This is a genomic window from Streptomyces sp. NPDC086766 (genome assembly GCF_044746005.1).
GTDB lineage: Bacteria > Actinomycetota > Actinomycetes > Streptomycetales > Streptomycetaceae > Streptomyces.
On record NZ_JBIVBI010000012.1, the window covers coordinates 160,246 to 184,454 of the forward strand.

General features: G+C 72.0%; 23 protein-coding genes. 7 read left to right on the forward strand and 16 right to left on the reverse strand.

The window, feature by feature from the left end:
- Window positions 1–19: 19 nt before the first annotated feature.
- The 3 genes from ACIPM1_RS22630 to ACIPM1_RS22640 are packed head-to-tail and all read right to left on the reverse strand — an operon-like array spanning window position 20 to window position 2,162.
- The gene (locus ACIPM1_RS22630; RefSeq protein ID WP_402437348.1) at window positions 20–1,402 is read right to left on the reverse strand and encodes a hypothetical protein; all 1,383 of its coding nucleotides are present in this window, start codon (window positions 1,400–1,402) and stop codon (window positions 20–22) included.
- 3 nt (window positions 1,403–1,405) lie between these two features.
- A complete protein-coding gene (locus tag ACIPM1_RS22635) occupies window positions 1,406–1,825 on the reverse strand; it encodes a hypothetical protein (RefSeq protein WP_402437350.1) in 420 nt (139 codons plus the stop codon).
- A gap of 25 nt (window positions 1,826–1,850) precedes the next feature.
- Complete coding sequence (locus ACIPM1_RS22640; protein ID WP_392190609.1) at window positions 1,851–2,162, reverse strand: WXG100 family type VII secretion target; 312 nt, start codon at window positions 2,160–2,162, stop codon at window positions 1,851–1,853.
- Between the two features lie 282 nt (window positions 2,163–2,444).
- Here ACIPM1_RS22640 and ACIPM1_RS22645 point away from each other — a divergent pair, with 282 nt between their 5' ends.
- Together ACIPM1_RS22645 and ACIPM1_RS22650 are read left to right on the forward strand one after the other, a co-directional pair.
- On the forward strand, window positions 2,445–7,130 hold the full coding sequence (locus ACIPM1_RS22645) for an FtsK/SpoIIIE domain-containing protein (protein ID WP_402437353.1): 4,686 nt from the start codon (window positions 2,445–2,447) through the stop codon (window positions 7,128–7,130).
- Window positions 7,131–7,292: 162 nt separating this feature from the next.
- Window positions 7,293–7,925 (forward strand): hypothetical protein, encoded by a 633-nt coding sequence (locus ACIPM1_RS22650; protein ID WP_402437355.1) that lies wholly within the window; start codon window positions 7,293–7,295, stop codon window positions 7,923–7,925.
- Between the two features lie 118 nt (window positions 7,926–8,043).
- On the opposite strand, the gene ACIPM1_RS22655 is transcribed toward ACIPM1_RS22650, so the two are convergent.
- Entirely contained in the window at window positions 8,044–8,901 is an 858-nt protein-coding gene (locus ACIPM1_RS22655) for a menaquinone biosynthesis protein (protein ID WP_356187449.1), read from the reverse strand.
- 298 nt (window positions 8,902–9,199) lie between these two features.
- On the opposite strand from ACIPM1_RS22655, the gene ACIPM1_RS22660 reads away from it, so the two are divergent.
- Window positions 9,200–9,403, forward strand: coding sequence for a cold-shock protein (locus ACIPM1_RS22660; RefSeq protein WP_004984723.1), 204 nt, complete (start codon window positions 9,200–9,202; stop codon window positions 9,401–9,403).
- 378 nt (window positions 9,404–9,781) lie between these two features.
- Here the strand turns inward: ACIPM1_RS22660 and ACIPM1_RS22665 are convergent, their stop codons facing one another.
- Entirely contained in the window at window positions 9,782–11,728 is a 1,947-nt protein-coding gene (locus ACIPM1_RS22665) for an AMP-dependent synthetase/ligase (RefSeq protein WP_402437357.1), read from the reverse strand.
- 284 nt (window positions 11,729–12,012) lie between these two features.
- On the reverse strand, window positions 12,013–13,299 hold the full coding sequence (locus ACIPM1_RS22670; RefSeq protein ID WP_402437359.1) for an acetyl-CoA C-acetyltransferase: 1,287 nt from the start codon (window positions 13,297–13,299) through the stop codon (window positions 12,013–12,015).
- Between the two features lie 88 nt (window positions 13,300–13,387).
- On the opposite strand from ACIPM1_RS22670, the gene ACIPM1_RS22675 reads away from it, so the two are divergent.
- Together ACIPM1_RS22675 and ACIPM1_RS22680 are read left to right on the forward strand one after the other, a co-directional pair.
- Window positions 13,388–14,689 (forward strand): 3-oxoacyl-ACP reductase, encoded by a 1,302-nt coding sequence (locus ACIPM1_RS22675; RefSeq protein ID WP_402437361.1) that lies wholly within the window; start codon window positions 13,388–13,390, stop codon window positions 14,687–14,689.
- A 2-nt stretch (window positions 14,690–14,691) separates the two neighbouring features.
- Window positions 14,692–15,567, forward strand: a complete 876-nt coding sequence (locus tag ACIPM1_RS22680; RefSeq protein ID WP_402437363.1) for a MaoC family dehydratase — start codon at window positions 14,692–14,694, stop codon at window positions 15,565–15,567.
- Here ACIPM1_RS22680 and ACIPM1_RS22685 read toward each other — a convergent pair.
- From ACIPM1_RS22685 to ACIPM1_RS22720, 8 genes are all read right to left on the reverse strand, one after another.
- Window positions 15,536–16,237, reverse strand: coding sequence for a TetR/AcrR family transcriptional regulator (locus ACIPM1_RS22685; protein ID WP_402437365.1), 702 nt, complete (start codon window positions 16,235–16,237; stop codon window positions 15,536–15,538). The genes ACIPM1_RS22680 and ACIPM1_RS22685 overlap by 32 nt on opposite strands.
- A 72-nt stretch (window positions 16,238–16,309) precedes the next feature.
- Window positions 16,310–16,609, reverse strand: a complete 300-nt coding sequence (locus ACIPM1_RS22690) for a DUF4229 domain-containing protein (RefSeq protein ID WP_356187433.1) — start codon at window positions 16,607–16,609, stop codon at window positions 16,310–16,312.
- Between the two features lie 91 nt (window positions 16,610–16,700).
- Window positions 16,701–17,225, reverse strand: a complete 525-nt coding sequence (locus tag ACIPM1_RS22695; RefSeq protein WP_402437368.1) for a GNAT family N-acetyltransferase — start codon at window positions 17,223–17,225, stop codon at window positions 16,701–16,703.
- Window positions 17,226–17,357: 132 nt separating this feature from the next.
- Window positions 17,358–18,521 carry an aminofutalosine synthase MqnE gene (gene mqnE, locus ACIPM1_RS22700; RefSeq protein ID WP_402437370.1) on the reverse strand — a complete coding sequence of 388 codons (1,164 nt, stop codon included), beginning with the start codon at window positions 18,519–18,521 and terminating at the stop codon, window positions 17,358–17,360.
- Window positions 18,522–18,566: 45 nt separating this feature from the next.
- The gene (locus tag ACIPM1_RS22705; RefSeq protein ID WP_356187536.1) at window positions 18,567–19,025 is read right to left on the reverse strand and encodes an Lrp/AsnC family transcriptional regulator; all 459 of its coding nucleotides are present in this window, start codon (window positions 19,023–19,025) and stop codon (window positions 18,567–18,569) included.
- A 115-nt stretch (window positions 19,026–19,140) separates the two neighbouring features.
- A complete protein-coding gene (locus ACIPM1_RS22710) occupies window positions 19,141–19,812 on the reverse strand; it encodes a UbiX family flavin prenyltransferase (RefSeq protein WP_356187426.1) in 672 nt (223 codons plus the stop codon).
- A 99-nt stretch (window positions 19,813–19,911) separates the two neighbouring features.
- Window positions 19,912–20,814: a menaquinone biosynthesis prenyltransferase MqnP gene (gene mqnP, locus ACIPM1_RS22715; RefSeq protein ID WP_402437372.1), complete on the reverse strand. Its 903-nt coding sequence runs from the start codon at window positions 20,812–20,814 to the stop codon at window positions 19,912–19,914.
- A complete protein-coding gene (locus tag ACIPM1_RS22720; protein ID WP_402437374.1) occupies window positions 20,811–22,268 on the reverse strand; it encodes a menaquinone biosynthesis decarboxylase in 1,458 nt (485 codons plus the stop codon). Before ACIPM1_RS22720 ends, mqnP begins: the two co-directional genes overlap by 4 nt.
- Before the next feature lie 87 nt (window positions 22,269–22,355).
- On the opposite strand from ACIPM1_RS22720, the gene ACIPM1_RS22725 reads away from it, so the two are divergent.
- Complete coding sequence (locus ACIPM1_RS22725; protein ID WP_392190594.1) at window positions 22,356–22,748, forward strand: PLD nuclease N-terminal domain-containing protein; 393 nt, start codon at window positions 22,356–22,358, stop codon at window positions 22,746–22,748.
- Between the two features lie 58 nt (window positions 22,749–22,806).
- Here the strand turns inward: ACIPM1_RS22725 and ACIPM1_RS22730 are convergent, their stop codons facing one another.
- Entirely contained in the window at window positions 22,807–23,157 is a 351-nt protein-coding gene (locus ACIPM1_RS22730) for a hypothetical protein (RefSeq protein WP_356187416.1), read from the reverse strand.
- A gap of 154 nt (window positions 23,158–23,311) precedes the next feature.
- On the opposite strand from ACIPM1_RS22730, the gene ACIPM1_RS22735 reads away from it, so the two are divergent.
- Window positions 23,312–23,782: a nucleoside deaminase gene (locus ACIPM1_RS22735; protein ID WP_402437377.1), complete on the forward strand. Its 471-nt coding sequence runs from the start codon at window positions 23,312–23,314 to the stop codon at window positions 23,780–23,782.
- Here the strand turns inward: ACIPM1_RS22735 and ACIPM1_RS22740 are convergent.
- A complete protein-coding gene (locus ACIPM1_RS22740; protein WP_402437379.1) occupies window positions 23,779–24,192 on the reverse strand; it encodes an SRPBCC domain-containing protein in 414 nt (137 codons plus the stop codon). The two genes, ACIPM1_RS22735 and ACIPM1_RS22740, sit on opposite strands and share 4 nt — an antisense overlap.
- Between the last annotated feature and the right edge of the window lie 17 nt (window positions 24,193–24,209).

Sequence of the window (24,209 nt, forward strand, 5' to 3'; positions counted from 1 at the left end):
GCGGGACGTGGCCGTCGGCTCAGCCGAGGAGCGGGTTGAGGTTTCCGTCCAGGCCCAGGCCGCCCAGCGTAATCCCGGCCCCCACGACGGACATCCGGCTGGCGGTGCTGGAGATCTTGTTCAGGGCGTTCACATCGAACTGTCCCCCCAGAGCCGCCGTTCCCAATTTGACGGATTTCAGGTCGGAGGCAACTCCGGGGTCGGCCATGGAGAACGACTTGGGGAGACCCTTGAGCAGACTCCCGCCACCACGCCCGCGCAGCTCGCTCCAGGCCTGGTTGTAGTTGCCGCTTCCCGGCTTGAGAGTCTTGAGATTGTCGCTCCACGAGCTCTTCGAGAAGGGCTCGGTGAACGGCTCCTTCATCGACTTCCAGACGTCTCCCTTGCCGAGCTTGAACTGCTTTCCGGAAAGGCTGCGCAGATTCTTGTTCGCCCGGCTCACCTGCCGAGCCGTTCGGGCGACTCCGGCCCTGCCCAGGCGACCGAGGGCCCCCTTGGCGAACTTGCCCGCGATCTTCGAGAACCCCTTGCCGACGCCCATCATGACAAAGCCGAGGGCGGCCAGACCCAGGTCCAGCCACTCCGCGTTTCCCTGGAGGACTTGAACGAAGGTCGCAATGAAGTTGATCAGCGTGGCGATCATGGCGATAGCGCCCAGGACGCCGGCCAGAGCCTGCCCGATGACCGGAATCCAACCGACGACGAGAGAAAGAATCCCACACCACGTCGCGATGAACGAGGTGATGTCCGCGATCTCTTTGACCAGCGTGTCCCAGAAGCCGTCCTTCAGGGAGTCGTGATTGATGACGGCTTCGATGGAATCCCGAGCCCGCTTGGCAGCGACGTCGCGGATCTTCTTCGCTTCGTTGATCTTCTCACGGGCCGCGCTGACATCGTCCCCGGCCGCGTCGCGTTCCGCCTCGAAGTCCTCGCGGTTCTTGCCGGAGTGGTCCTTCTTGTCCCGGCTCGACAGGCCGTCGAGGCTCTTCTGCGCGGCTCCCTTCCGCTCCTCGGCGTCCTTCGCGTCCTTCAGTGCGGCGTCGGCGATCTCCTGCGCGCGGTTCAGGTCCGAGGCATAGTTCCGCGGGCGGGCATGCAGTTTGTCCCGGTAGCCGCCCCCCTCCTCGACGACCTCGGATCCGATGGCTGTGGCAGCCGTGTCGTACCGCTTGCAAGCCGCCTCGAGCTTCTTGACGTTCCCCTTGGCCTTCTCGCGGAACTCCTTGCCGGCCTTGCTGTCCCAGGCGTCGACCTCGGCAACCGCTTTGAGGTTGCGGATCTGCCGTTCAAGCTCGTCCGCCGTCTTGCGCAGCTGCTTGCCCAGGGCCGCCATGCGATCCGGGTCGCCGGGTACGGGGTCGCTGTCCGCGATCGGATGCCAGTCGCGCGGCCGTCCCGCCATGGGCTACTTCCTCCCCTTTTTCGGGTCCTGGGCACCACGAATCGCCTCGGCCAACTGGTGGTCGATGTCCTCGTACGCCTTCGCGGCCGCTTTCGCGATCTGCGCGAGCGCGTCGACCTCTCCGGTCAGCTTCTCGCGGCTGATTTCCCAGTTGCTCGCGAAGTCCCCGAACTTCTCGGCGAGATCGCCGTCACCGAAGTCGTCCTCGTACTTGTCGCCGAGTTTCTCCAGACCGTCGAAGGCCTTCTTGATAGTGCTGAGCCCCGTCCCCATGCCCCTGATCACGTCAAGGTCGAGCCGGGTGTGATCGGCTTCGCCGCCCACGACACCCCCGTGTGCGCTGTTGCAGTTCTGCTGGACAGCCAACTCTTCGTCGGCGAAACAGCGGTGCAACGGAGCAATACGATGCGTGCTCCGTTGCACCGGGATGAGGTCCTGCAGAGCGACCTCAGCTGCCCTTGACGCCCCGCGCCAGCTGGTCGTCCAGGTCCTCGTAGGCCTGCTTGGCCTTCTTCAGGAACTCGGAGAGGCCGTGGAGGCCGTGGATGGTCTTGACCGCGCCCTTGGCGAACTCGCGCATGGAGTCCTCGTAGGCGCCGGACGCCTTCTGCGTGGTGAAGCCGTCCTCGACCAGCTTCTTGACCCGCTTCTCGACCGAGTGGATCTGGGTCTCCAGGTCGTGCATGTCCTTGAGAAGATCGCTGGCGGTCTTCTCCATCTCGGCATAAGTAAGGTCCGTGTCTTTGCCCTTGCCGGCCATGACGGCTCCCTCCCGTTTTCGTACGCCGCAGGGCCTGCCCCCGTGGCTTGCGTCGCACGGCCGACCCGGTCGTCCGGTCGTCCGGTCGCCCACCGGCCGTCCGCATGAGCAAAGATCTTACGGGTGGGGCTGGTGGGATGACAGGGACGTCAGGCAACAGGACCGTGAAAGCCGGCACAGCCCCGCGCATCCCGTTGTCCGCTCCAAGAGCGCGGCGGCTAAGGTCACTTCGACTGTGTTCAGCGTTCCGGGGACGGCCTCAGCCCCACGAGGAGGACGAACGTGCGCCTGAGTCTGACCGTCGTCGACCCGCTCGGCGGGGGCGGCGCCGACGTGGTGCTCGACGCCGATCCGGAGTCGACGGTCGGTGACATCACCCGGGAGCTGGCGCGGCAGGTCGCCGCGGCCGAGGGCGCGCGGATCATCCCCATCGGCGGCCAGCGGAGCCCCGGCGGCACACCCCAGGCCTACGTCGACGGCTATCCCCTCGATCCCGCGGCGACCGTGGTCGGTTCGCCGCTGCGGGAGGGTGCCGTCGTCAGCCTGCACGACCCGGCGGGCTGCGTCCTCGGCGAGCCGACCGGTGTCGTGGAGTTCCGCGTGGCCGGCGGTCCGGGGGCCGGGTCGGTGCACCGGCTCGGCGTGGGCCGGTACGACATCGGCAGCGGACCGGCCGCGCACCTGCGCATCGACGATCCCGAACTCGCCGAGCGCGCGGCCACGTTGTCGATATCCATCGACGGCACCTGCGAGGTGACCCTGCACGGGGAGCCGTCGGGCGGTGCCCGGACCGGCGGATCCGGCGTGATGGACGACAAGAGCGGCAAGGACCGCAAGGACGGCAAGAGCAACAAGGGGCGCAAGGACGGCGCAAACAGCAAAGGTGCAAAGGGCGGTGACACGGAACCCCGGCTCCCCCGGCTCGACGGCGAGGAGTTCGACGGGGGCTCCTGGCCGCTCGGCGCGCAGCTCGCCCTCGGCAACAGCCTGCTGGAGATCGCCGCTTACACCGCGCCGAACGCGGCCCTGAAGTGGTCGGAGGACGGCGCCGGCCTCGACTACAACCGGCCGCCGCGGCTGCGACCGGCCGAGCGCCGGACCGAGTTCGCGCTGCCCTCCCCGCCCGGCGAGTACGAGGCACGGCCGCTGCCGTGGCTGATGGCGCTGTTCCCGCTGGTCGGCGCGGTGGTCTCGGTGGTGGTCTTCGGCCGCTGGTACTACCTGATCATGGCCGTGATGAGCCCGATCATGCTGTTCGGCAACTACTTCATGGACAAGAAGCACGGCCGCAAGTCGCACGCCAAGCAGCTCAAGGAGTACAGGGAGCACAAGGCGCGGATCGAGCAGGACGCGGAGGACGCCCTCGGCGCCGAACGCGCCGACCGGCGGCAGGCGATGCCCGATCCGGCCGCCGTGCTGGCCTTCGGCACCGGCCCGCGCACCCGGCTGTGGGAGCGCCGGCGCACCGACGCCGACCACCTCCTGCTCCGCGTCGGCACCGGCCGTGTCCCCTCCGAGGTCGTCCTGAGCGACCCGGAGCAGGACGACCACAAGCGGCAGGTCACCTGGTCCCTGGAGGACTCCCCCGTCGCGCTGCCGCTGAAGGACCTCGGGGTCGTCGGCATAGCGGGGCCGGACGACTCCGCGCAGGCCCTCGGGCGGTGGGCGGTCGCGCAGACGGCCGTGCTGCACAGCCCCATGGACGTGCAGTTCTACGTCCTCACCGAGAACGACGCCCACCAGCGGTGGGACTGGGTGCGCTGGCTGCCGCACGCGCGGCCCTCCGGCGGCCAGGACGTCAACGTCCTCATCGGGACGGACTCCGAGACGGTCGGCGCCCGCGTCGGTGAGCTGACCCAGATCCTGACGGCACGCCAGAAGGCGTTGCGGGAGAGCGGGCGCAACGGAGACGGCCCCGCGTTCTCGGACCCGGACATCGTCGTCGTCTGGGACGGCTCGCGCCGGCTGCGCTCGATGCCGGGGGTCGTGAAGCTGCTGCGCGAGGGCCCCGCGGTCGCCATCCACGCGATCTGCCTGGACGAGGAGGAGCGGTTCCTGCCCGGCGAGTGCCAGGCCGTCGTCGTGGCCGAGCCGCGGCGCGCGGACGGCGGCGCGACGCCCGCGCCGGCCGCCGCGCAGCCGGCCGCCGCCGGCGGGTTCCCGTCCTTCCAGGCCTGGCACCACACCGCCGAGCAGACCGCGTACGAGTCCCGGGAGCGCGCACTCGAACTGCGGCTGCGGGTGGAGCAGAGCGGCGCCCGGCGCAGGACCGACGTACGGCCCGACTTCGTCTCCCCCGCGTGGTGCGCCAGGCTGGCCCGGGCGCTGTCCCCGCTGCGCGACATCAGCGGCGAGACCGAGGACTCCGCGCTGCCCGCCGCCAGCCGTCTGCTGGACGTGCTCCAGCTCGAGCCGCCGACGCGGGACGCGATCGCCGCGCGCTGGCGCATGGGCGGGCAGTCCACCATGGCCGTCATCGGCGAGTCCTACGACGGTCCCTTCGGCATCGACATCCGCAGGGACGGCCCGCACGGCCTGATCGCGGGTACGACCGGTTCCGGAAAGTCGGAGCTGCTCCAGACCATCGTGGCGGCCCTCGCGGTGGCCAACACGCCCGAGAACATGACCTTCGTGCTCGTCGACTACAAGGGCGGGTCCGCGTTCAAGGACTGTGTGAAGCTGCCGCACACCGTCGGCATGGTCACCGACCTCGACGCGCATCTCGTCGAGCGCGCCCTGGAGTCGCTGGGCGCCGAGCTGAAGCGGCGCGAGCACATCCTCGCGGCCGCCGACGCCAAGGACATCGAGGACTACCAGGACCTGGTGCGCCGGGATCCGTCGCACGCGCCGGTGCCCCGACTGCTCATCGTCATCGACGAGTTCGCGTCCATGGTCCGCGACCTGCCCGACTTCGTCACCGGACTGGTCAACATCGCGCAGCGCGGCCGTTCCCTCGGCATCCACCTGCTGCTGGCCACCCAGCGCCCGAGCGGTGTCGTCTCGCCGGAGATCCGCGCCAACACCAACCTGCGCATCGCGCTGCGCGTGACCGACGCGGGCGAGTCGACCGACGTCATCGACGCCCCCGAGGCCGGGCACATCTCCAAGAGCACTCCGGGCCGGGCGTACGTCCGTCTGGGGCACGCCTCCCTGATCCCGTTCCAGTCCGGCCGGGTCGGCGGGCGGCGGCCGGGCGCGGCCGACCCGCAGACGCTGGCGCCCTGGGCGGGACAGCTCGCCTGGCAGGACCTGGGACGCGGGGCGCTGCACAAGCCCAAGTCGGAGGCGCGCGAGGACGACGAGATCACCGACCTGAAGGTGCTGGTGGACGCCGTCCGCGAGGCCGACCGGGCGCTCGGCATCCCCGCCCAGCACTCCCCCTGGCTGCCCGCGCTGGAGGAGACCCTGCTGCTGGACGAGATCCCGGCCGTGCGGGCCCAGGGCGCGCTGCCCGCCGCTCCGTACGGCCTCGAGGACCTGCCCGCCGAGCAGGCCCGCCGGCCGGTCGCCGTCGACTTCGCGACCTTCGGGCACCTCCTCGTCGCCGGCGCCCCGCGCACCGGCCGCTCGCAGCTGCTGCGCACCGTCGCCGGTTCGCTGGCGCGCACCCACTCGTGCGCCGACGTGCACCTGTACGGCGTCGACTGCGGCAACGGCGCGCTGAACGCGCTGACCCGGCTGCCGCACTGCGGTGCGGTCGTCGGGCGCAACCAGGTGGAGCGGGTCGTCCGGCTGTTCACCCGGCTCTCGGGCGAACTCGGCCGCCGCCAGGACCTGTTGGCCGAGAAGGGCTTCGCGGACATCGGCGAGCAGCGGGCCGCGGTCGCCGAGGACGAGCGGCTGCCGCACATCGTGCTGCTGCTCGACCGCTGGGAGGGCTGGCTGCCCACGCTGGGCGAGTACGACCACGGCGACCTGACCGACCAGCTCTTCGCGATGATGCGCGAGGGCGCGAGCGTGGGCCTGCACGTCGTGATCACCGGTGACCGGCAGGTCCTCGCGGGCCGGATCTCCTCCCTGACCGAGGACAAGTACGGCCTGCGCCTCGCGGACCGCAGCGACTTCTCGATGCTGGACATCAACGCCCGCAAGGTGCCCGAGGAGATCCCGCCGGGGCGGGCGTTCCGCAACGAGACCGCCGCGGAGACGCAGTTCGCGCTGCTCTGCGAGGACACCACCGGTCAGGGCCAGGCCGCCGCGCTCATGGCGATCGGCGACGCGGCGGCGGCCCGGGACGCGGACGTGCCGCGTGCGCGGCGGCCGTTCCGGGTGGACGTCCTGCCGAGCCGGATCTCCTTCGCGGACGCCTGGGCGATGCGCGACACGGCCGCCGCAGCGTCCCCGCTGTGGGCCCTGGTGGGCGTCGGCGGCGACGAACTGACCGCTTTCGGACCCGACCTGGCCGAGGGAGTACCCGCGTTCGTGATCGGCGGCCCGGCGAAGTCCGGCCGCAGCACGGTGCTGTTGAACTTCGCCCGCTCCTACCTCGCCCAGGGCGTCCGCCTGGTCGTGGCCGCGCCGCGCCAGTCCCCGCTGCGCGAACTGGAGGGCCAGGAAGGTGTGTTGAAGGTCTTCACGGGCCGGGACGTCGACGAGGACGAGCTGGAGGAGGCCGTCCGGTCCGCCTCCCCCGACCGGCCGGTGGCCGTCCTGGTCGACGACGCCGAGGTGCTGGACGACTGCGACGCCGAGGACGTGTTCAAGCGGATCGTCCAGCGCGGGGCCGAGGAGGGCCTGGCGCTCGTCATCGCCGGTGACGAGGAGGAGATCTGCGACGGCTTCTCCGGCTGGCAGGTCGACGCGAAGAAGGCCCGCCGGGGCATCCTGCTGTCGCCGCAGGACTCCTCCGCGGGCGAGCTGATCGGCATCCGTACGACGCGGAGCATGGTCGGCGGCGCGGTCACACCGGGCAGGGGGATGCTGCACCTGGGTACCGGGGAGCACATGACGGTCACGACACCGGCGTAGAGCCGACGGCAGGGCGACGGCCGGCGTGGACGGAGTGGCAGGGCGCCGGCCGGCGTGGACCGGCGTGGACCGAGTGGCAGGACGATGACCGGCGCGGACCGGTGGCAGGACGACGGCCGGCGCGGACCCGGACGGCAGGCGGAAGGGTGGAGGCAGGCGGCCATGGGCGGGGGATCGGCGAAGCCGAAGCGGAGGAAGGCGGCCGCGGCGGCGCTGCGCTACGAGCACGGAAAGGGCCGGCCCGCCGCGCCGCGCAAGAAGGAGCGGGGTGCCTCCTGCCTCTTCGCGTGCCTGGTCGTTCTGGGCTTCACCGCGTTGCTCCTGCCGATGGTCATGATGACGAGGGCCTACGGCAGGGACATCTGGGGCGGCCTCGCTCCCGCCTGGCCGGGTGGCGGCTACGCGTTCGCCGCGACCGTCGGAGCCCTGGTGCCGGTCGCCCTGGGTTCGGTGATCGCCGCGTTGGTTCGCACGAACTGGCGGGAGAGCAAGGCGCGTTCGCTGGGATGGGTAGCCGCCGCGCTGCCGGGACTGGCCGCGTGCTGGGTGTTCGGGATCGTGATCGGCAGCACCACGCGCCCGAAGCACCGGCGCGACTGGGACGCCGGCTGCTACGCGCGGGGCGGCGGGTGCTGGGTCCACGCGCACTACCCGTTCGTCTGGGCGGTCGGGCTGGTCACGACGCTGGCCGTGGGCGCGCTCCTCGTCGCCCTGCTCGTCAGACTTCTCAAGCCGAACGCCGATTCCGGCGAGCCGGCCGCCGGGTCCTCCGCCCCCGCGGCTGCGTCCCCGTGACCCGCCTACCCGCCTCACGCCTGCTCCAGCAGGGTGACGCCGAGGCCGACGTCCGAGGGGGCGGGAGGTTCGTACGCCAGTACGACCGCTGTCCCCCGTCAGCCGGCCGGCCGCGTCCTTATGGGTGAAGTGGGCGGAGCAGGTCCACCTTCACGTCCGCCGGGAACCCGGTGGTCGCCCCGACACGCCGGGCGAACTCGCGGACCGCCGCGAGCTGCGGGCCGCCGAAGCTGAAGTCGAGGGTGGTGAAGTACCGCTCCAGGACCTGCTCGTCGAAGGCCTCCCAGCGGGCCGCCTGCTCGGCGACCTTGCCGACCTCCTCCAGGGAGAGGTTGCGGGAGGCGAGGAAGGCCTCGTGGACCTTGCGGGTGATGACCGGCTCGCGGTCGAGGTAGTCCCGGCGCGCCGCCCACACCGCGAACACGAACGGCAGCCCGGTCCACTCCTTCCACAGGGCGCCCAGGTCGTGCACCTGAAGGCCGTAGCGGGGCCCGTCGAGCAGGTTGGCGCGCAGGGCGGCGTCCCCGATGAGCACCGCGGCCTCCGCCTCCTGCATCATCAGGCTCAGGTCGGGCGGGCAGGTGTAGTAGTCCGGGGTCACGCCGTACCGCTCGGCCAGCAGCAGCTGGGCGAGGCGCACGGAGGTGCGTGAGGTCGAGCCGAGGGCGACCCGGGCGCCGTCCAGCCGGTCCAGCGGGACCTGGGAGACGATCACGCAGGACATCACCGGGCCGTCGCAGCCGACGGCGATGTCGGGGAAGGCGACCAGGTCGTCGGCGTTCTTGAGGAACTCCACCAGGGTGACGGGGCCGATGTCGAGGTCTCCTCGCACCAGCTGCTCGCTGAGCTTCTCCGGGGTGTCCTTGGTGAGCTCGAAGTCGAGGAGGGTGCCGGTTCTCGCGAGCCCCCAGTACAGGGGCAGGCAGTTCAGGAACTGGATGTGCCCGACGCGCGGCCGGGTGCGAGAATTGTCCACATCGTGAGGCTAGACCCTGCCCGGCGGGCTCCGACGCGGACCCCCAGCAACCCTTTGCGTCAACCTCTCACCAGGGCCTTCAAACGTCCGGGTGACGTGATCTTGACCTCTATTGCATTCGGCTGCCCTCATGCTAGGCTCACCAGCAAGTTGCAGTTTGGTTTCCCTTGCAGTACAGAGCCTGCGGAGCATGTAACCGCGGGCTCTGATCGTTTTCAGACGCATGCAGTTGTGCGGCCGTGCCGTTATCACTTGCAGGTTCTGGAGCAGGGCGACCCTTTGAGCCCAAGGAGGGCTTATGGCTACCGGAACCGTGAAGTGGTTCAACGCCGAAAAGGGCTTTGGTTTCATCGCCCAGGAAGGCGGCGGCCCCGACGTCTTCGTCCACTACTCCGCGATCAACGCGACCGGCTTCCGTTCCCTCGAAGAGAACCAGCAGGTGAGCTTTGACGTGACCCAGGGTCCGAAGGGCCCGCAGGCGGAGAACGTCACCCCGGTCTGAGCGGTCGACGCGCAGTAACCATTCTGATTGCAGTACCCAAGGAGCTCCGCGCCTTCCGGCGACGGGGCTCCTGCCTTTTCCCGCCCGCTTCCCCCGCCCGGCCCGTGGGCGGGTGAATTCCCGGCGAACTCCTCGCGTCCGCCGGACGGCGTTCCGAACGGCCCACCGGTCTCCGTCCGGCGCGTCCGGCGAGGCCCTGTCGTGGGCGGCCGCCGGTAGGGTCCGGCGCCATCACCGACCGCGGCCTTCCGACCGTGACCCGTGAGTTCTGCGACACCGTGGCGGACGGCTGAGCCGACCACTTCCGCGACGCGCCGACGGCCAGGCCGGGGCCGCGCTTCGAGAGGCCGCGGTCGGGCCGGGACCGGCCGCTCCGGGTCACCTGCCGTACAGACGCTCCACCTCGCGTGCGAAGTCCCGCATGATCGCCTCGCGGCGGAGCTTCATGGACGGGGTCAGGTGGCCGGCCTCCTCGGTGAACTCGACGGGAAGGACGGCGAAGCGGCGGATCGACTCCGGGCGGGAGACCAGCTTGTTCGCCTCGTCCACCGCCCGCTGGAGCACCGCGGCCAGATCGGCGTCGTCGACGAGGAACTCGGCGGGCACCGGGTGCTTGCCGTGCATCTGGCGCCAGTGCGTGATGCCCTCGGGGTCCAGGGTGATCAGGGCGGAGACGTAGGGGCGGCCGTCGCCGAGGACCATGCACTGGGAGACCAGGGGGTGGGAGCGGAGCCAGTTCTCCAGCGGGGCCGGCGCCACGTTCTTGCCGCCCGCCGTGATCAGGATCTCCTTCTTCCGGCCCGTGATCGTCAGATAGCCCTCGTCGTCGAGGCGGCCGATGTCGCCGGTCGGGAACCAGCCGTCCTGGGTGGCCGGCACCACCCCGCCCGCGTTCGGGTCCCAGTAGCCGCGCAGGACCTGGCCCCCGGAGAGGAGCACCTCGCCGTCCGCCGCGATGCGCACCCTCGTGCCCGGCAGCGGCCAGCCCACCGTGCCCAGTCGCGGTCTCTGCGGGGGCGTCACCGTGGCCGCGCCGGTCGTCTCGGTCAGGCCGTAGCCCTCGTAGATCTCGACGCCCGCCCCGGCGAAGAACGCGCCGAGGCGGCGGCCGAGCGGGGAGCCGCCGCAGATGACGTGGCGCAGGCGGCCGCCCAGGGCGTTGCGGATACGGCGGTAGACCAGCGGGTCGTAGAAGGCTCGCGCGGTCTTCAGGGCGCGGGTCGGGCCCGGGCCCTGGCCGTGCTGGCGGGCCTCCGTCGCCTCGCCGAAGCGGCGGGCCACCTCCGCCGCGCGGTCGAAGGAGGAGGCCCGGCCGGCGCGCTCGGCGGTCGCCCGCGCGTTGTTGTAGATCTTCTCCAGCATGTACGGGATGGCGAGCAGGAACGACGGCCTGAAGCTCGCCAGGTCGGCCAGCAGGTCCTCGGCCTGCAGGCTCGGCGCGTGGCCGAGGCGGACCCGGGCGCGCACGCAGGCGACCGCCACCATGCGGCCGAAGACGTGGGAGAGCGGCAGGAAGAGCAGCGTCGAGGGCTCTTCCTTCGTCTTCGCCCGGAAGACCGGGTGGAGCAGCTCGACCGCGTTGTCGACCTCGGCGAGGAAGTTGCCGTGGGTCAGCGCGCAGCCCTTCGGGCGGCCGGTGGTGCCGGAGGTGTAGATCAGGGTAGCCAGGGTGTCGGGGCCGAGGACGCCCCGGCGTACGTCGATCTCCTGGTCGTGGACTCCCGCGCCCGCCTCGGCCAGCTGGTCCACGTGGCCGGCTTCGATGGCCCAGAGGTGCCGCAGGCCGAAGAGGTGCTGCCGTTCGGGACCGAGCGCGGCCGCCTCGGCCGTCGTCTCGGTGATCAGGGCCACGGCGCCGGAGTCCTGGAGGATCCAGCGGGTCTGAAAGAGCGAGGAGGTGGGGTAGACGGGGACGGTGACCAGGCCGGCGGCCCACGCGGCGAAGTCGAGGAGCGTCCACTCGTACCGCGTACGGGACATGACCGCGATCCGGTCGCCCGGCATCAGGCCGCCCGCGATCAGTCCCTTCGCCACCGCCTGGACCTGGTGGGCGAACTGAGCCGCCGTCACGTCCGTCCAGCCGCCGTCCGGGCCGCGCCGGCTGAGCACCGGCTTGCCGGGTTCGGCGGCCGCGTTCTCGAACGGCAGGTCGGCCAGCGAACCGTGGGTCACCGCCCGCACCAGCGGGGGCACATAGGCCTCCCGCACCTCGCCGTCCAGCCGGCGCGTGAACGGCGCGGTCAGCACCGGCCCGCCGTCGGGGTCGTAGTCGAACTCCGGCACGGCCGGCGGCACGGAGGAGGGGGACGAGTACGAGATGGGCATGGCAGCTCCTGGGGACTGCGGCGGCAGCGGCTGCGCACCGCTGTGCCGCATGAGGTACGTGCTGGACGTACGGAGTCGTTCACCGTGGCGCCCGGCGCCGTCAACTGCGGCGTCCGACAGGGGTGTTACCGCCGGTCAGAAGCGCGATCGTACGGCTCGCCTGTGGGGAGGCCGTGCGGGTTCGGAGAGGGACCCGAGTTGGTCCGGAGCCGGGGCTGTGCAGTCTTCGCTCTCCGGCGGGGCACGGCCGCGGGACCTGCGGGCCCCGTTCCCCCGGTGGCGTCTCAGGCACGCTCCAGGATCGCCGTCACGCCCTGTCCGCCCGCCGCGCAGACCGAGATCAGCCCGCGCCCCGGGCCGCCGCGCTCGGCGAGCAGCCGGGCCAGGGTCGCCACGATCCGGGCGCCGGTGGCGGCGAAGGGGTGGCCGGTGGCCAGCGAGGACCCGGCCGTGTTCAGCCGGGCGCGGTCCACCGGGGCCAGGCCGCGCTTCTCCCAGGCCGCCAGGGTCGCCAGCACCTGGGACGCGAACGCCTCGTGGATCTCGACCAGGTCGAAGTCCTCGATGCCCAGCCCGGTGCGCTCCAGCATTCGCGGGACGGCGTGGGCGGGCGCCATCAGCAGCCCGTCCTCGCCGTCCGCCACGTCGCCGTTGACGAAGTCCACGGCCGCCGTCTCGTATGCCGTCAGGTACGCGAGCGGTTCCAGGCCCCGTCGCGCCGCCCACTCCTCGGAGGCCAGCAGCACGGTCGCCGCGCCGTCGGTCAGCGGTGTCGAATTGCCCGCCGTCATGGTCGGGTTCGGCCCGGCGAGCCCGAACACCGGCTTGAGGGCGGCAAGTCGCTCGACCGTGGAGCCGGGGCGCAGGTTCTGGTCGCGGTCCAGGCCCCGGAAGGGCACCACCAGGTCCTGGAAGAAGCCCCGTTCGTAGGCCGCGGCGAGCCTGTGGTGACTGGCCGCGGCCAGTTCGTCCTGGGCCTCGCGGGTGATGCCCCAGGCGCGGGCGGTGACGGCCGCGTGCTCGCCCATCGAGAGTCCGGTGCGCGGCTCGGCGTTGCGGGGGATGTCGGGGACGAGGTGGGACGGGCGCACCCGGCAGAGGGCCTTGAGGCGGCCGGTCAGGGTCGTCGCCCGGCGGGCCTGGAGCAGGATGCGGCGCAGGGCGTCGTTCACGCCCAGTGGGGCGTCGCTCGCCGTGTCCGCGCCGCCGGCGATCGCGGACTCGGTCTGGCCGAGGGCGATCTTGTTGGCGGCGGCGACGACGGCCTGGAGGCCGGTGCCGCAGGCCTGCTGGACGTCGTACGCGGGGGTGCGGGCGTCGAGCCGGGAGCCGAGGACCGTCTCGCGGGCGAGGTTGAAGTCGCGGCTGTGCTTGAGGACGGCTCCGGCGACGAACTCGCCCACCTCGCCCGGACCCTGGAGGCCGTACCGCTCGACGAGGCCGTCCAAAGCCGCGGTGAGCATCTCCTGGTCGGAGGCGGTGGCGTAGGGGCCGTCGGAGCGGGCGAAGGGGATGCGCGCGCCGCCGAGGACGGCGACCCGGCGGGCCCGCGGGGGCTCAAGGGGGTTCATCTCGACCTGCTCCTCCTCCGTGACATAGACTTACCGGCGGTAACCTTACTCCAGAGTAAGCAAAAGTGAGCCGATCGGGAGACACCCCATGGCCGACCGCTATCTGAGCTTCACCGGCACCGCGCCCGGCCGCTTCCTGACCCGCCGGCTGGGTCTGCCCCAGCCCGCCGCCCTGAAGCGCTGGTCGGCACGACAGCCCTCCCTGGACGGCCCCTTGCTCCGGCTCACCGCGGGCACGTCGGACCTGGACCTCGCCCCGGTCCTGGACCGCACCGGACTCGCCCCGGGAGACCGGGAACCCGCCGCGGTCGTCCTGGACGCGACCGGGGTCCGGGACATCGACGCGCTCGGCGAGGTGCACGCCGCCCTCCACCCCGTCGTGCGGTCGGTCGCGGCGAGCGGCCGCGTGGTGGTGCTGGGCGCCCCGCTCGACCCGGCCGACCACCACCAGGCGGCCGCGCAGCAGGCGCTGGAGGGCTTCGTGCGCTCGCTGGGCAAGGAGATCGGCCGGGGCAGGACGGTGAACCTCGTACGGCTCACCGACGCGGCCGCCGCCGAGTCCACCCTGCGCTTCCTGCTCTCCCCCGGGTCCGCCTACGTCAGCGGCCAGGTCGTCCACGTCGACGCGCACGAGGTCACCGCCCCCGGCGACTGGGACACCCCGCTGTCCGGACGCACCGCCCTCGTCACCGGCGCCGCCCGCGGCATCGGCGCGGCGGTCGCCGAGAGGCTGGCCCGCGACGGCGCCCGGATCGTCGTACTGGACGTGCCGGCGGCCGAGGAGGACGCCCGGAAGGTCGCCGAGCGGCTCGGCGGCACCGCGCTCGCCCTCGACATCACGGCCTCGGACGCGGGCGAGCGGATCGCCGCCGCGCTGCCCGGCGGTCTGGACGTCCTGATCCACAACGCGGGCGTCACCCGGGACCGCCGCCTGGTCAACATGCCCGCCGAACGCTGGAGTTCGGTGCTGGAGGTCAACCTGGCGAGCGTGCTGCGCACCACCGACGCACTGCTGGGCGCGGGCACGCTGCGGCCCGGCGGCCGGATCGTCGCCACCGCCTCGATCGCGGGCCTCGCCGGGAACGCGGGCCAGACCAACTACGGCGCGAGCAAGGCGGGCGTCGCCGGCCTGGTCCGCTCCCTCGCGCCCCGCGCGCTGACCGAGCACGGGGTGACGGTCAACGCGGTGGCGCCGGGCTTCATCGAGACGAAGATGACCGCCGCGGTCCCCCTGCTCCTCCGCGAGGCGGGCCGCCGCATGAACTCCCTGGCCCAGGGCGGCCTGCCCGTCGACGTCGCCGAGACGACGGCCTGGCTCGCCCACCCGGCCTCCGGCGCGGTCAACGGCCAGGTGGTCCGGGTCTGCGGCCAGAGTCTGCTGGGGGCCTGACCATGACCCTCTCACGCGCGGGCGACCCGGCTCCGGTCGTCCTCACCCGCTCCCCCGCCCTGGCGCCCCTGCTCGCCCGCGGCGCCCTGCGCTCCCCCGGCAAGCGGCCCCGGCCCGACGCGCCCTTCCCCCGGGCCCCGCTGGTGCTGCCCGCCGTCCGCGTGGACCTCGCGCGGCTCGCCGCCTACGAGCGGGTGTGCGGCTTCGCCACCGGCGACGACGCCCTCCCGATCACCTATCCGCACGTGCTCGGCTTCCCCTTGGCCATGCGCCTGATGAGCGGCCGGGACTTCCCGCTGCCGCTGCTCGGGCTGGTGCACACGTCCTTCGCCGTCACCCGGCACACCGGCCTGACCGCGACCGGCACCTACGAACTGGCCGTGCACGTGGCCGGGTTGGCCCCGCACCGACGCGGCACCGAGGCCACCGTCGTGACCGAGGTGCGCTCGGGCGGGGACGTGGTGTGGGAGTCGACGAGCACCTATCTGGCGCGCCACCGGACCGACGGCCCCGCGGCCGAGCCGCCCCGCGACGAGCGTGTGCCGCTGCCCGCCGTCGCCGAGTGGCGGATCGCGGCGGACGTCGGACGGCGGTACGGCGCCGCGTCCGGGGACCGCAACCCCATCCACCTGTCCGCGCTGACCTCCCGCCTGTTCGGCTTCCCCCGGGCCATCGCGCACGGCATGTGGACCGTGGCCCGCTGCGTCGCCGCCCACGGCACACCGCAGGCCGCCCTGGTCCGCGCGGAGTTCAGGGCGCCGGTGCTGCTGCCCGCCACCGTCTCCTACGCCGCGGACCGCGACGGCCGCTTCGAACTGCGTTCCGCGGACGGCGGCCGGGTGCACCTCACGGGCGAGGTGCGTCCCGCGGCCCGGTGACCTCCCCCTCCGCGCTCCCGGCCGCGGGGGCGGCCGGCGGGGTCCAGGGGCGGCCCCGCATGAGGCTGCCCAGGCCGGCCCAGGCGAAGTTCATCAGGGTGGCCGCCGCCTGGCGGGCGGTGACGCCCGGGGTGGCGTTGGCCCAGTCGGCGAGGGACTCGGCGGCGCCGACGAGGGCCTCGGCGAGACCGGCGACCTCCCGCTCGGGCAGGTCCGGATCGCGGTGCGCCTCACGGGCGGCGACGACGATCAGCTGCGTGACGAACGCGACCATCTCCGCGCGCATCGCGGCGACCTCGGCCGCGAAAGGCTCACCGTGCGTACGGGCCTGCAGGTGCAGCACCGCCCAGCCGTCCGGATGGCGCGCGGTGTGCGTGAAGAACGCGCACAGCCCTTCCCAGAGTTGGCGGTCGGCGGGCAGCCCGGGACGCGCCCCGGCGCGCACCGCCTCGGTCAGCGCGGCGGCCTCGCGGCGGATGCACGCGGTGAAGAGGTCTTCCTTGGAGTTCAGGTACAGGTACACCAACGGCTTGGAGACACCGGCGAGTTCGGCGATCTCGTCCATCGAGGCGGCCATGTAGCCGCGCCGGCCGAAGGTCCGGACGGCGGCGTCCAGCATCTGCTGTTCCCGCACGGCCCGCGGCATCCGCTTGGTCTTCACGGCACCCATGGGGGCAAGCCTACGGTTCGGGAACCGGCGGCCGCCCGGCCGTGCGGGACCCGCGCGGCTACAGCGGCCGGATCACGACGTCCGGCTCTGGGCGCGGGCCGCGTCGTCGGCCCCGTCCTCCACGGCGCGGTTGGCGTCGATGTTCGCCTTCATACGGTCCACCCGGCCGGCGACCTGGACCGACGCCCGGTCCCGCTCCTTGCGCAGGACGACGAAGCTGATGGGGGCCGAGACGACCATGGCGAGCAGGATCATCCACAGGCCGTTGGAGGCGCCGAGGCCGCGCGGGGCGATCCCGGAGTAGACGAGGCCCCAGACGACCACGAAGCAGCCCACGAAGATCCCGAGGCGCATCAGCGTGTAGCGGAGCATCTCAATCCACTCTTTCGTCTCCGAAGAATCCCAAACGGCTCATCCAGTGAAGCACGACCGGGACCCGATCTTGCAGGGGGGCCGCGGCGGCTCAGGTCAGTGGCAGGAGCATGATCACGTCGTCGCGGTCGTCGCCCGGTCCGACCCGGATGGCGCCGGGCACCCGTCCGACCTCCTTGTAGCCGCAGGAGCCGTAGAACCGCTCCAGGCCGATCCCGCCCCGGCAGGTGAGCCGTATCGACTCGATGCCGCCGATGCCGCGGGCCGCGTCCGCCGCGGCGTCCAGCAGGTCCCGCCCGTAGCCCCTGCCCTGGTGCCGCGGGTGCACCATCACGGTGTAGAGCCACAGCCAGTGGGTCATCAGGCGGTGGGTGTTGAGGGTGAGGAAGGCGGTGGCGGCGACCCGGCCCTCCTCGTCGTGGCCGACCAGCAGCCGGGCGCGGCCCTCGGCCATCGCCGCGAGGTGCTTGACGAGCTCGGGGCGTATCGCCTCCCGCGAGGCCGGCCGTACGAAGCCGACCGCCCCGCCCGCGTCCGTCACGTCGGTCCACAGATCGAGGATGCCGTCGCGCAGGGCGCGGTCCAAGGAGGGGTCGAGGGTGAAGGTGAGGGGCATGGAGGCATCGTCTCTCTCACGACGGTACGGCCGTGCTCGCGCCGGTCGCTGTGCCGGGTGGCCGGGCGGCCGGACGGGTTCCGTCCGGCCGCCCGCGGCGCGGAGCGCCCGCCGCGCGGGCGGGCCGGCGGGTCAGACGCGCATCGGCTGGGGCGACTCGCGCCGCGCCGGGTCCGGGCCGTCGTACTCGCGGATGACCTCGTAGCGGGTGTTGCGCTCCACCGGGCGGAAGCCCGCGTCCCGGATGAGTTCCAGCAGGTCCTCGCGGGTCAGCTTGTTCGGGGTGCCGAAGTTGTCCGCGTCGTGCGTGATCTTGTACTCCACGACCGAGCCGTCCATGTCGTCGGCGCCGTACTGGAGCGCGAGCTGCGCGGTCTGCACGCCGTGCATCACCCAGAAGACCTTGACGTGCGGGACGTTGTCGAAGAGCAGGCGGGAGACCGCGAAGGTCTTCAGGGCCTCGGCCCCGCTCGCCATGGTCGTGCGGGCCTGGAGGCGGTTGCGGACCTTGCCGTCCTTCACGTCGACGAAGTCGTGCTGGTAGCGCAGCGGGATGAAGACCTGGAAGCCGTTCGTCTCGTCCTGGAGCTCACGCAGCCGCAGCACGTGGTCGACCCGGTGGCGGGGCTCCTCGATGTGGCCGTAGAGCATGGTGCTCGGGGTCTTCAGGCCCTTCTCGTGCGCCAGCCGGTGGATGCGCGACCAGTCCTCCCAGTGGGTGCGGTGGTCGACGATGTGCTGCCGCACCTCCCAGTCGAAGATCTCCGCGCCGCCGCCGGTCAGCGACTCCAGACCGGCGTCGATCAGCTCGTCCAGGATCTCCGAGGCCGACAGACCGGAGATCGTCTCGAAGTGGTGGATCTCCGTCGCCGTGAACGCCTTCAGCGAGACGTTCGGCAGGGCCGCCTTCAGCTCGCGCAGCGAACGCGGGTAGTAGCGCCACGGCAGGTTCGGGTGCAGGCCGTTGACGATGTGCAGCTCGGTGAGGTTCTCCGACTCCATCGCCTTGGCGAGCTTCACGGCCTCCTCGATGCGCATCGTGTACGCGTCCTTCTCGCCCGGCTTGCGCTGGAAGGAGCAGTAGGCGCAGGACGCGGTGCACACGTTCGTCATGTTGAGGTGACGGTTGACGTTGAAGTGGACGACGTCGCCGTTCTTGCGCGTGCGCACCTCGTGCGCGAGGCCGCCGAGCCACGCCAGGTCGTCCGACTCGTACAGCGCGATGCCGTCCTCGCGGGTCAGCCGCTCGCCGGAGCGGACCTTCTCCTCCAGCTCGCGCTTGAGCCCGACGTCCATGCCCTTACCTCTTTCCTGGAAGACTCCGACCACCGTACGCCTGGCCTACTGGACCTCTTCGGGCAGCTCGCCCACCCGGTTCTCCCACTTCGTGGAGAGCACGATCGTGGTCCGGGTGCGGGAGACGCCCTTGGTGCCGCTGAGCCGCCGGATGATCTTCTCCAGGCCGTCCACGTCCGTGGCGCGGACCTTGAGCATGAAGGAGTCGTCACCGGCGATGAACCAGCAGTCCTCGATCTCCTGCAGGTCCTTCAGCCGCTGCGCCACGTCCTCGTGGTCGGCGGCGTCGGAGAGCGAGATGCCGATCAGGGCGATGACGCCGAGGCCGAGGGAGGCGGCGTCCACCGTGGCGCGGTAGCCGGTGATGACACCGGCCGCCTCCAGCCGGTTGATGCGGTCGGTGACGCTCGGTCCCGACAGGCCGACGAGGCGCCCCAGCTCCGCGTAGGAGGCCCGGCCGTTCTCCCTCAGGGCCTGGATGAGCTGCCTGTCCACCGCGTCCATGCGATCGAAGCCTTCCACTGGAGAGATCCGATGAGGATCTGCAGAGTTCCTGAAACTGGTGTTCCTGAAAGTGGTGTTCCCGGCAGTGCCGGGCGCCGCGGGTGCCGGCTGGTGCTCACGCGGGCCGCGCGCCGCCCAGTTCGCCCTCCCAGCGGCGGTAGAGCCGGTGGGGCACGCCCACCGCGTCGAGGACCCGGCCGGCGACGAAGTCCACCAGGTGCTGGATGTGCGTCGCCCCGGCGTAGAAGGCCGGCGAGGCGGGCACGACGGCCGCGCCCGCGTCGTCCAGCGTCACCAGGTGCCGCAGCGTCTGCCCGTTCAGCGGCGTCTCCCGCACGGCCACGGCCAGCGGGCGGCGCTCCTTGAGGGTCACGCTCGCGGTCCGCTGCAGCAGGTCCTTCGACAGCCCGAGCGCCACGCCCGCCACGCACGCCGTGGAGGCGGGCACGATCACCATGCCCTTCGCCGGGTACGACCCCGAGGACGGTCCGGCCGCCAGGTCCCCGGCGCTCCAGTACCGCACGTCCGCGAGGTCCACCTCGAAGGTGCCGGGCTTGCCGTCGGCGCCCATCGACAGCCATTCCCGCAGGTCGTCCCGCCAGTGGGCGTCCCGGAAGGCGATGCCGGTCTCGTCGAGCAGGGTGAGCCGCGAGGCCCGGCTGACCACCAGGTCGACGCTCTCTCCCGCATCGAGGAGCGCGCGCAGCACCGCGGCCGCATACGGCGTACCGGAGGCTCCGGACACCCCCACGATCCAAGGCGTGCGCTGCGTTTCTCCTGCGTTCACATCTTGAGCCTACCGGCGCACCGCCCCACGCTCAGGACCGGCCGGGCCCCTTGGGGTCCACCGCGGCGCTGGAGGGCTGCGGCGGGCACCCGAGGACACTCACACGCTCAGACCCCGGACCAGCAGGTCCAGCAGGGCGCACGCGAACAGGGCGATGCCGATGAAGCCGTTGACGCTGAAGAACGCGCGGTTGAGGCGGGACAGGTCGTGGGGGCGCACGATGGTGTGCTCGTAGACGAAGGCGGCGGCGACGATCAGCAGGCCGAACCAGATGAAGGCGCCCGCGCCGGTGGCGAGCGCGTACCAGACGAACAGGGCCGTGGTCACGGCGTGGCAGCCGCGGGCGCCCCAGATCGCCGCCGGGACGCCGAAGCGGGCCGGGACCGACATCACGCCGATCTCACGGTCGGTCTCGACGTCCTGGCAGGCGTAGATCAGGTCGAAGCCGCCGATCCAGATGCCGACGGCCAGGCCGAGGATCACCGCGTCCCAGGACCAGGAGCCGGTGACCGCCAGCCAGCCGCCGACCGGGCCCATCGCCTGGGCCAGGCCGAGGATGGCCTGCGGGAAGTTCGTGAACCGCTTGCCGTAGGGGTAGACCACCATCGGGATCACCGCGATGGGGGCCAGCGCCAGGCACAGCGGGTTGAGCAGGGCGGCCGCGCCCAGGAAGACGGCCAGGGCGATCAGCGCACCGGTCCAGGCGTGCCGGACCGACATCGCGCCGGTCACCAGTTCGCGGTGGGCGGTGCGCGGATTGCGGGCGTCGATCTCGCGGTCGATGATCCGGTTGACCGCCATGGCGAAGGTGCGCAGGCCGACCATGCAGACGGTGACCAGCAGCAGCCGTCCCCAGTGGATGTTCCGGTCCCACTGGTACATGGCGGTCAGCGCGGCGATGTACGCGAAGGGCAGCGCGAACACCGAGTGCTCGATCATGACCAGGCGCAGGAAGGCCTTGGTGCGCCCCGGCTGCGGGATCGCGGCGGAAGCGGAAGTCACAGCCCGTACTCCTTCCAGCGGCGGTCGACCTTCGCCGCCGTCTCGGGGTCGGACAGCACCATCTCCGGCCATCCCCCGTCCCTCGTGTACCCCTCCTCGGGCAGCTTCCGCGTCGCGTCGATGCCCGCCTTGCCGCCCCAGAACTGCTGGTAGGAGGCGTGGTCGAGATGGTCGACGGGGCCTTCGACGACGGTGAGGTCGCGGGAGTAGTCCGTGTTGCCGAGCGCCCGCCAGGCGACCTCGTGCAGGTCGTGCACGTCGCAGTCGGCGTCGACGACCACGATCAGCTTGGTGAGCGACATCATGTGCGCCCCCCAGATGGCGTGCATCACCTTCTGGGCGTGCTTGGGGTACTTCTTGTCGATCGAGACGATCGCGCAGTTGTGGAAGCCGCCCGCCTCGGGCAGGTGGTAGTCCACGATGTCGGGGACGATGATCTTCAGCAGGGGGAGGAAGAAGCGCTCGGTCGCCCGGCCGAGCGGCCCGTCCTCGGTCGGCGGGCGGCCCACGACGATCGACTGGAGCAGGGGCCGCCTGCGCATCGTCACGCAGTCGATGGTCAGGGCCGGGAAGGGCTCCTGCGGGGTGTAGAAGCCGGTGTGGTCGCCGAAGGGCCCCTCGGGGAGCATCTTCCCGGGCTCCAGCCAGCCCTCCAGGACCACCTCGGCGTTGGCCGGCACCTGGAGCGGCACGGTCTTGCAGTCGACCATCTCGATCCGCCGGCCCGCGACGAACCCGGCGAAGAGGTACTCGTCGATGTCGCCGGGCAGCGGCGCCGTGGACGCGTAGGTCACGGCCGGCGGGCAGCCGAAGGCGATGGCGACGGGCAGCCTCTCGCCGCGCCGGGCCGCCACCTGGTAGTGGTTGCGGCTGTCCTTGTGGATCTGCCAGTGCATGCCGATGGTGCGCCGGTCGTGGCGCTGGAGGCGGTAGAGCCCGAGGTTGCGGACCCCGGACTCGGGGTCCTTGGTGTGCGTCAGCCCCAGGTTGAAGAAGGACCCGCCGTCCTGGGGCCAGGTGAACAGCGCGGGCAGCCGGTCGAGGTCCACGTCGTCGCCGTGCAGGACGACCTCGTGCACCGGCGCGTTGTCGGACTTGACCTTCTTCGGCGGCACGTGCGTCATCGCGCCGAGCTTGCCGAACGCCTCGCGCACTCCGACGAACCCGTGCGGCAGTTCGGGCTTCAGCAGCCCGCCGATCCGGTCGGAGATCTCCGCGTACGACTTCAGGCCCAGCGCCTTCAGCAGCCGCCGGTCCGTCCCGAAGACGTTCATGGCGAGCGGCATGCTCGACCCGCGCACGTTCTCGAAGAGCAGCGCGGGACCGCCCGACTTCTGCACCCGGTCGACGATCTCACCGACCTCCAGATACGGGTCGACCTCGGCCTTGATGCGCTTGAGGTCGCCCTCGCGCTCCAGCGCCCTGAGCAGGGAGCGAAGATCGTCGTAAGCCATGCGTCCCAGTATCTGCCACCCGCTACCCTGACCCCGTCACCGGGGCCGCATCACGCCCGTCGCCGTCTGTGGGGGGATCGCACGACCATGTTCAGGTATCTGCCGTTCCTGCTGGTCCTGGCACTGTGGATCTACGCGTTCATCGACTGCCTGAACACCCCCGAGGAGGAGATACGGGGGCTGCCGAAGGTCGGCTGGGTGCTCGTCATCCTGCTCTTCGGCGAGGTGCTGGTCGGCCCGATCGCGTGGCTGGCCGCCGGCAAGGTGCGCCACGCCCCCGCGGGCGGCTCCACCCCCTCCGAGTGGCACCGCAACCACCGCAGCACCTGGGTCGCCCCCGACGACGACCCGGAGTTCCTCAAGTCGCTGAAGGCGGAGAACAGGAAGGACGAGGCCCTCCTCAAGGACTGGGAGGCCGACCTGCGCCGCCGCGAGGAGGAGCTGCGCCGCCGCGAGAGCGGCGAGGAGGCCGGGGGCTGAGTTCCGCACCCGCCCCGGCCGCCGCGGACGTTCGTCCCCGTCGGTCGCCGTGGCCGGTTCAGTCGCCGTAGTCGATCTCGAAGCGGGTCACGTCCATCTCGTCCAGGATCGACTCCAGGCTGCGGCCGGACGTCTGCGCGTTGCGCTCGACCTCGACCGCCGCGTAGGCGGTGAGGCACATGACGAGGATGCGCAGCCCCTCTATGCCGTACTTCTCCAGGACCTCGTCGGTGACGGCCTGGGCCTCCTGGGGGATGCGCTCCTCCGGGTAGGCCCCGGCCACCCGGCGCAGCAGGCTCATCGAGATCTCGACGATGTCCGGGGCCATCGCCGCGTCGGAGGCGCCGTCCTCGTCCCGGTCCGTCGTGCCCTCGTCGCCGCCCCGGGGTTCGCCCCTGTTCTCGGCCATGGCGCTCTCCTGCCCTCGTGCCCTCGTACGTGCCGCTCTTCCCGGACCGTACGCGATCACGCCCGGCAGGGGGGCCACGACCACGACCTGCGCGGCACCGGGCGGCCCCGCCGCCCCCGTTGCCCAGGCGCCGCGCCGCCCGCACAGTGAGGGCATGGACCAGGCACAGGCGCGCGCATGGCTCGCCATCGCGGTCGCCGAGGCCCGCGCCGGGCTCGCCGAGGGCGGTGTCCCGATCGGCGCGGCGCTCTACGGCGCCGACGGCACCCTGCTCGGCCGCGGCCGCAACCGGCGGGTGCAGGACGGCGACCCGTCGGCGCACGCGGAGACGGCCGCGTTCCGGGCGGCGGGACGGCAGCGCTCGTACCGCGGTACGACGATGGTGACCACCCTGTCGCCCTGCTGGTACTGCAGCGGTCTGGTCCGCCAGTTCGGCATCGCGCGGGTGGTGATCGGGGAGGCGGCCACCTTCCGCGGCGGACACGACTGGCTCGCGGAGCACGGGGTGGAGATCGTGCTCCTCGACGACCCCGAGTGCCTCGCGCTGATGCGCGGCTTCGTCCGGGAGCACCCCGACGTGTGGCACGAGGACATCGGGGCCGCGCCGCCGGAACGGCCCGCCTAGGGTGTGCCCCGGCCGGCCTCGACCCGCTGGATCAGGTGCTCGAACCGGTCCCGCCAGCGGCGCTCGGACTCGGTCTCGCCCCGGAACTCGTGCGTGAAGCGCAGGACGCAGGCGTCCGCGCCGTCCCGCTCCAGGTGGAAGCGGATCCGCCCGCCCTCCCCCACCGTGTACTCGGCCATCCGGTCCACGTCCCACGCGGTGACCTGCCCGGAGCCGAGGCCGCGCAGGGTGACCGCGCCGCCGAGCCGGGGCTGGAGGACGTCGGCCGGCGTGAACCAGCCCGCGAGGCCGTCCGGTGTGGACAGGGCCGGCCAGACCGTCTCCATCGGCCGGGGCAGCCGCACCAGGAAGTGCAGGATGTGCGTGTTCCCGTGGGTCTGGCTGGTGCCCTGTTCGACGGATCCGGTCATGACACCAGCCTGGCCCG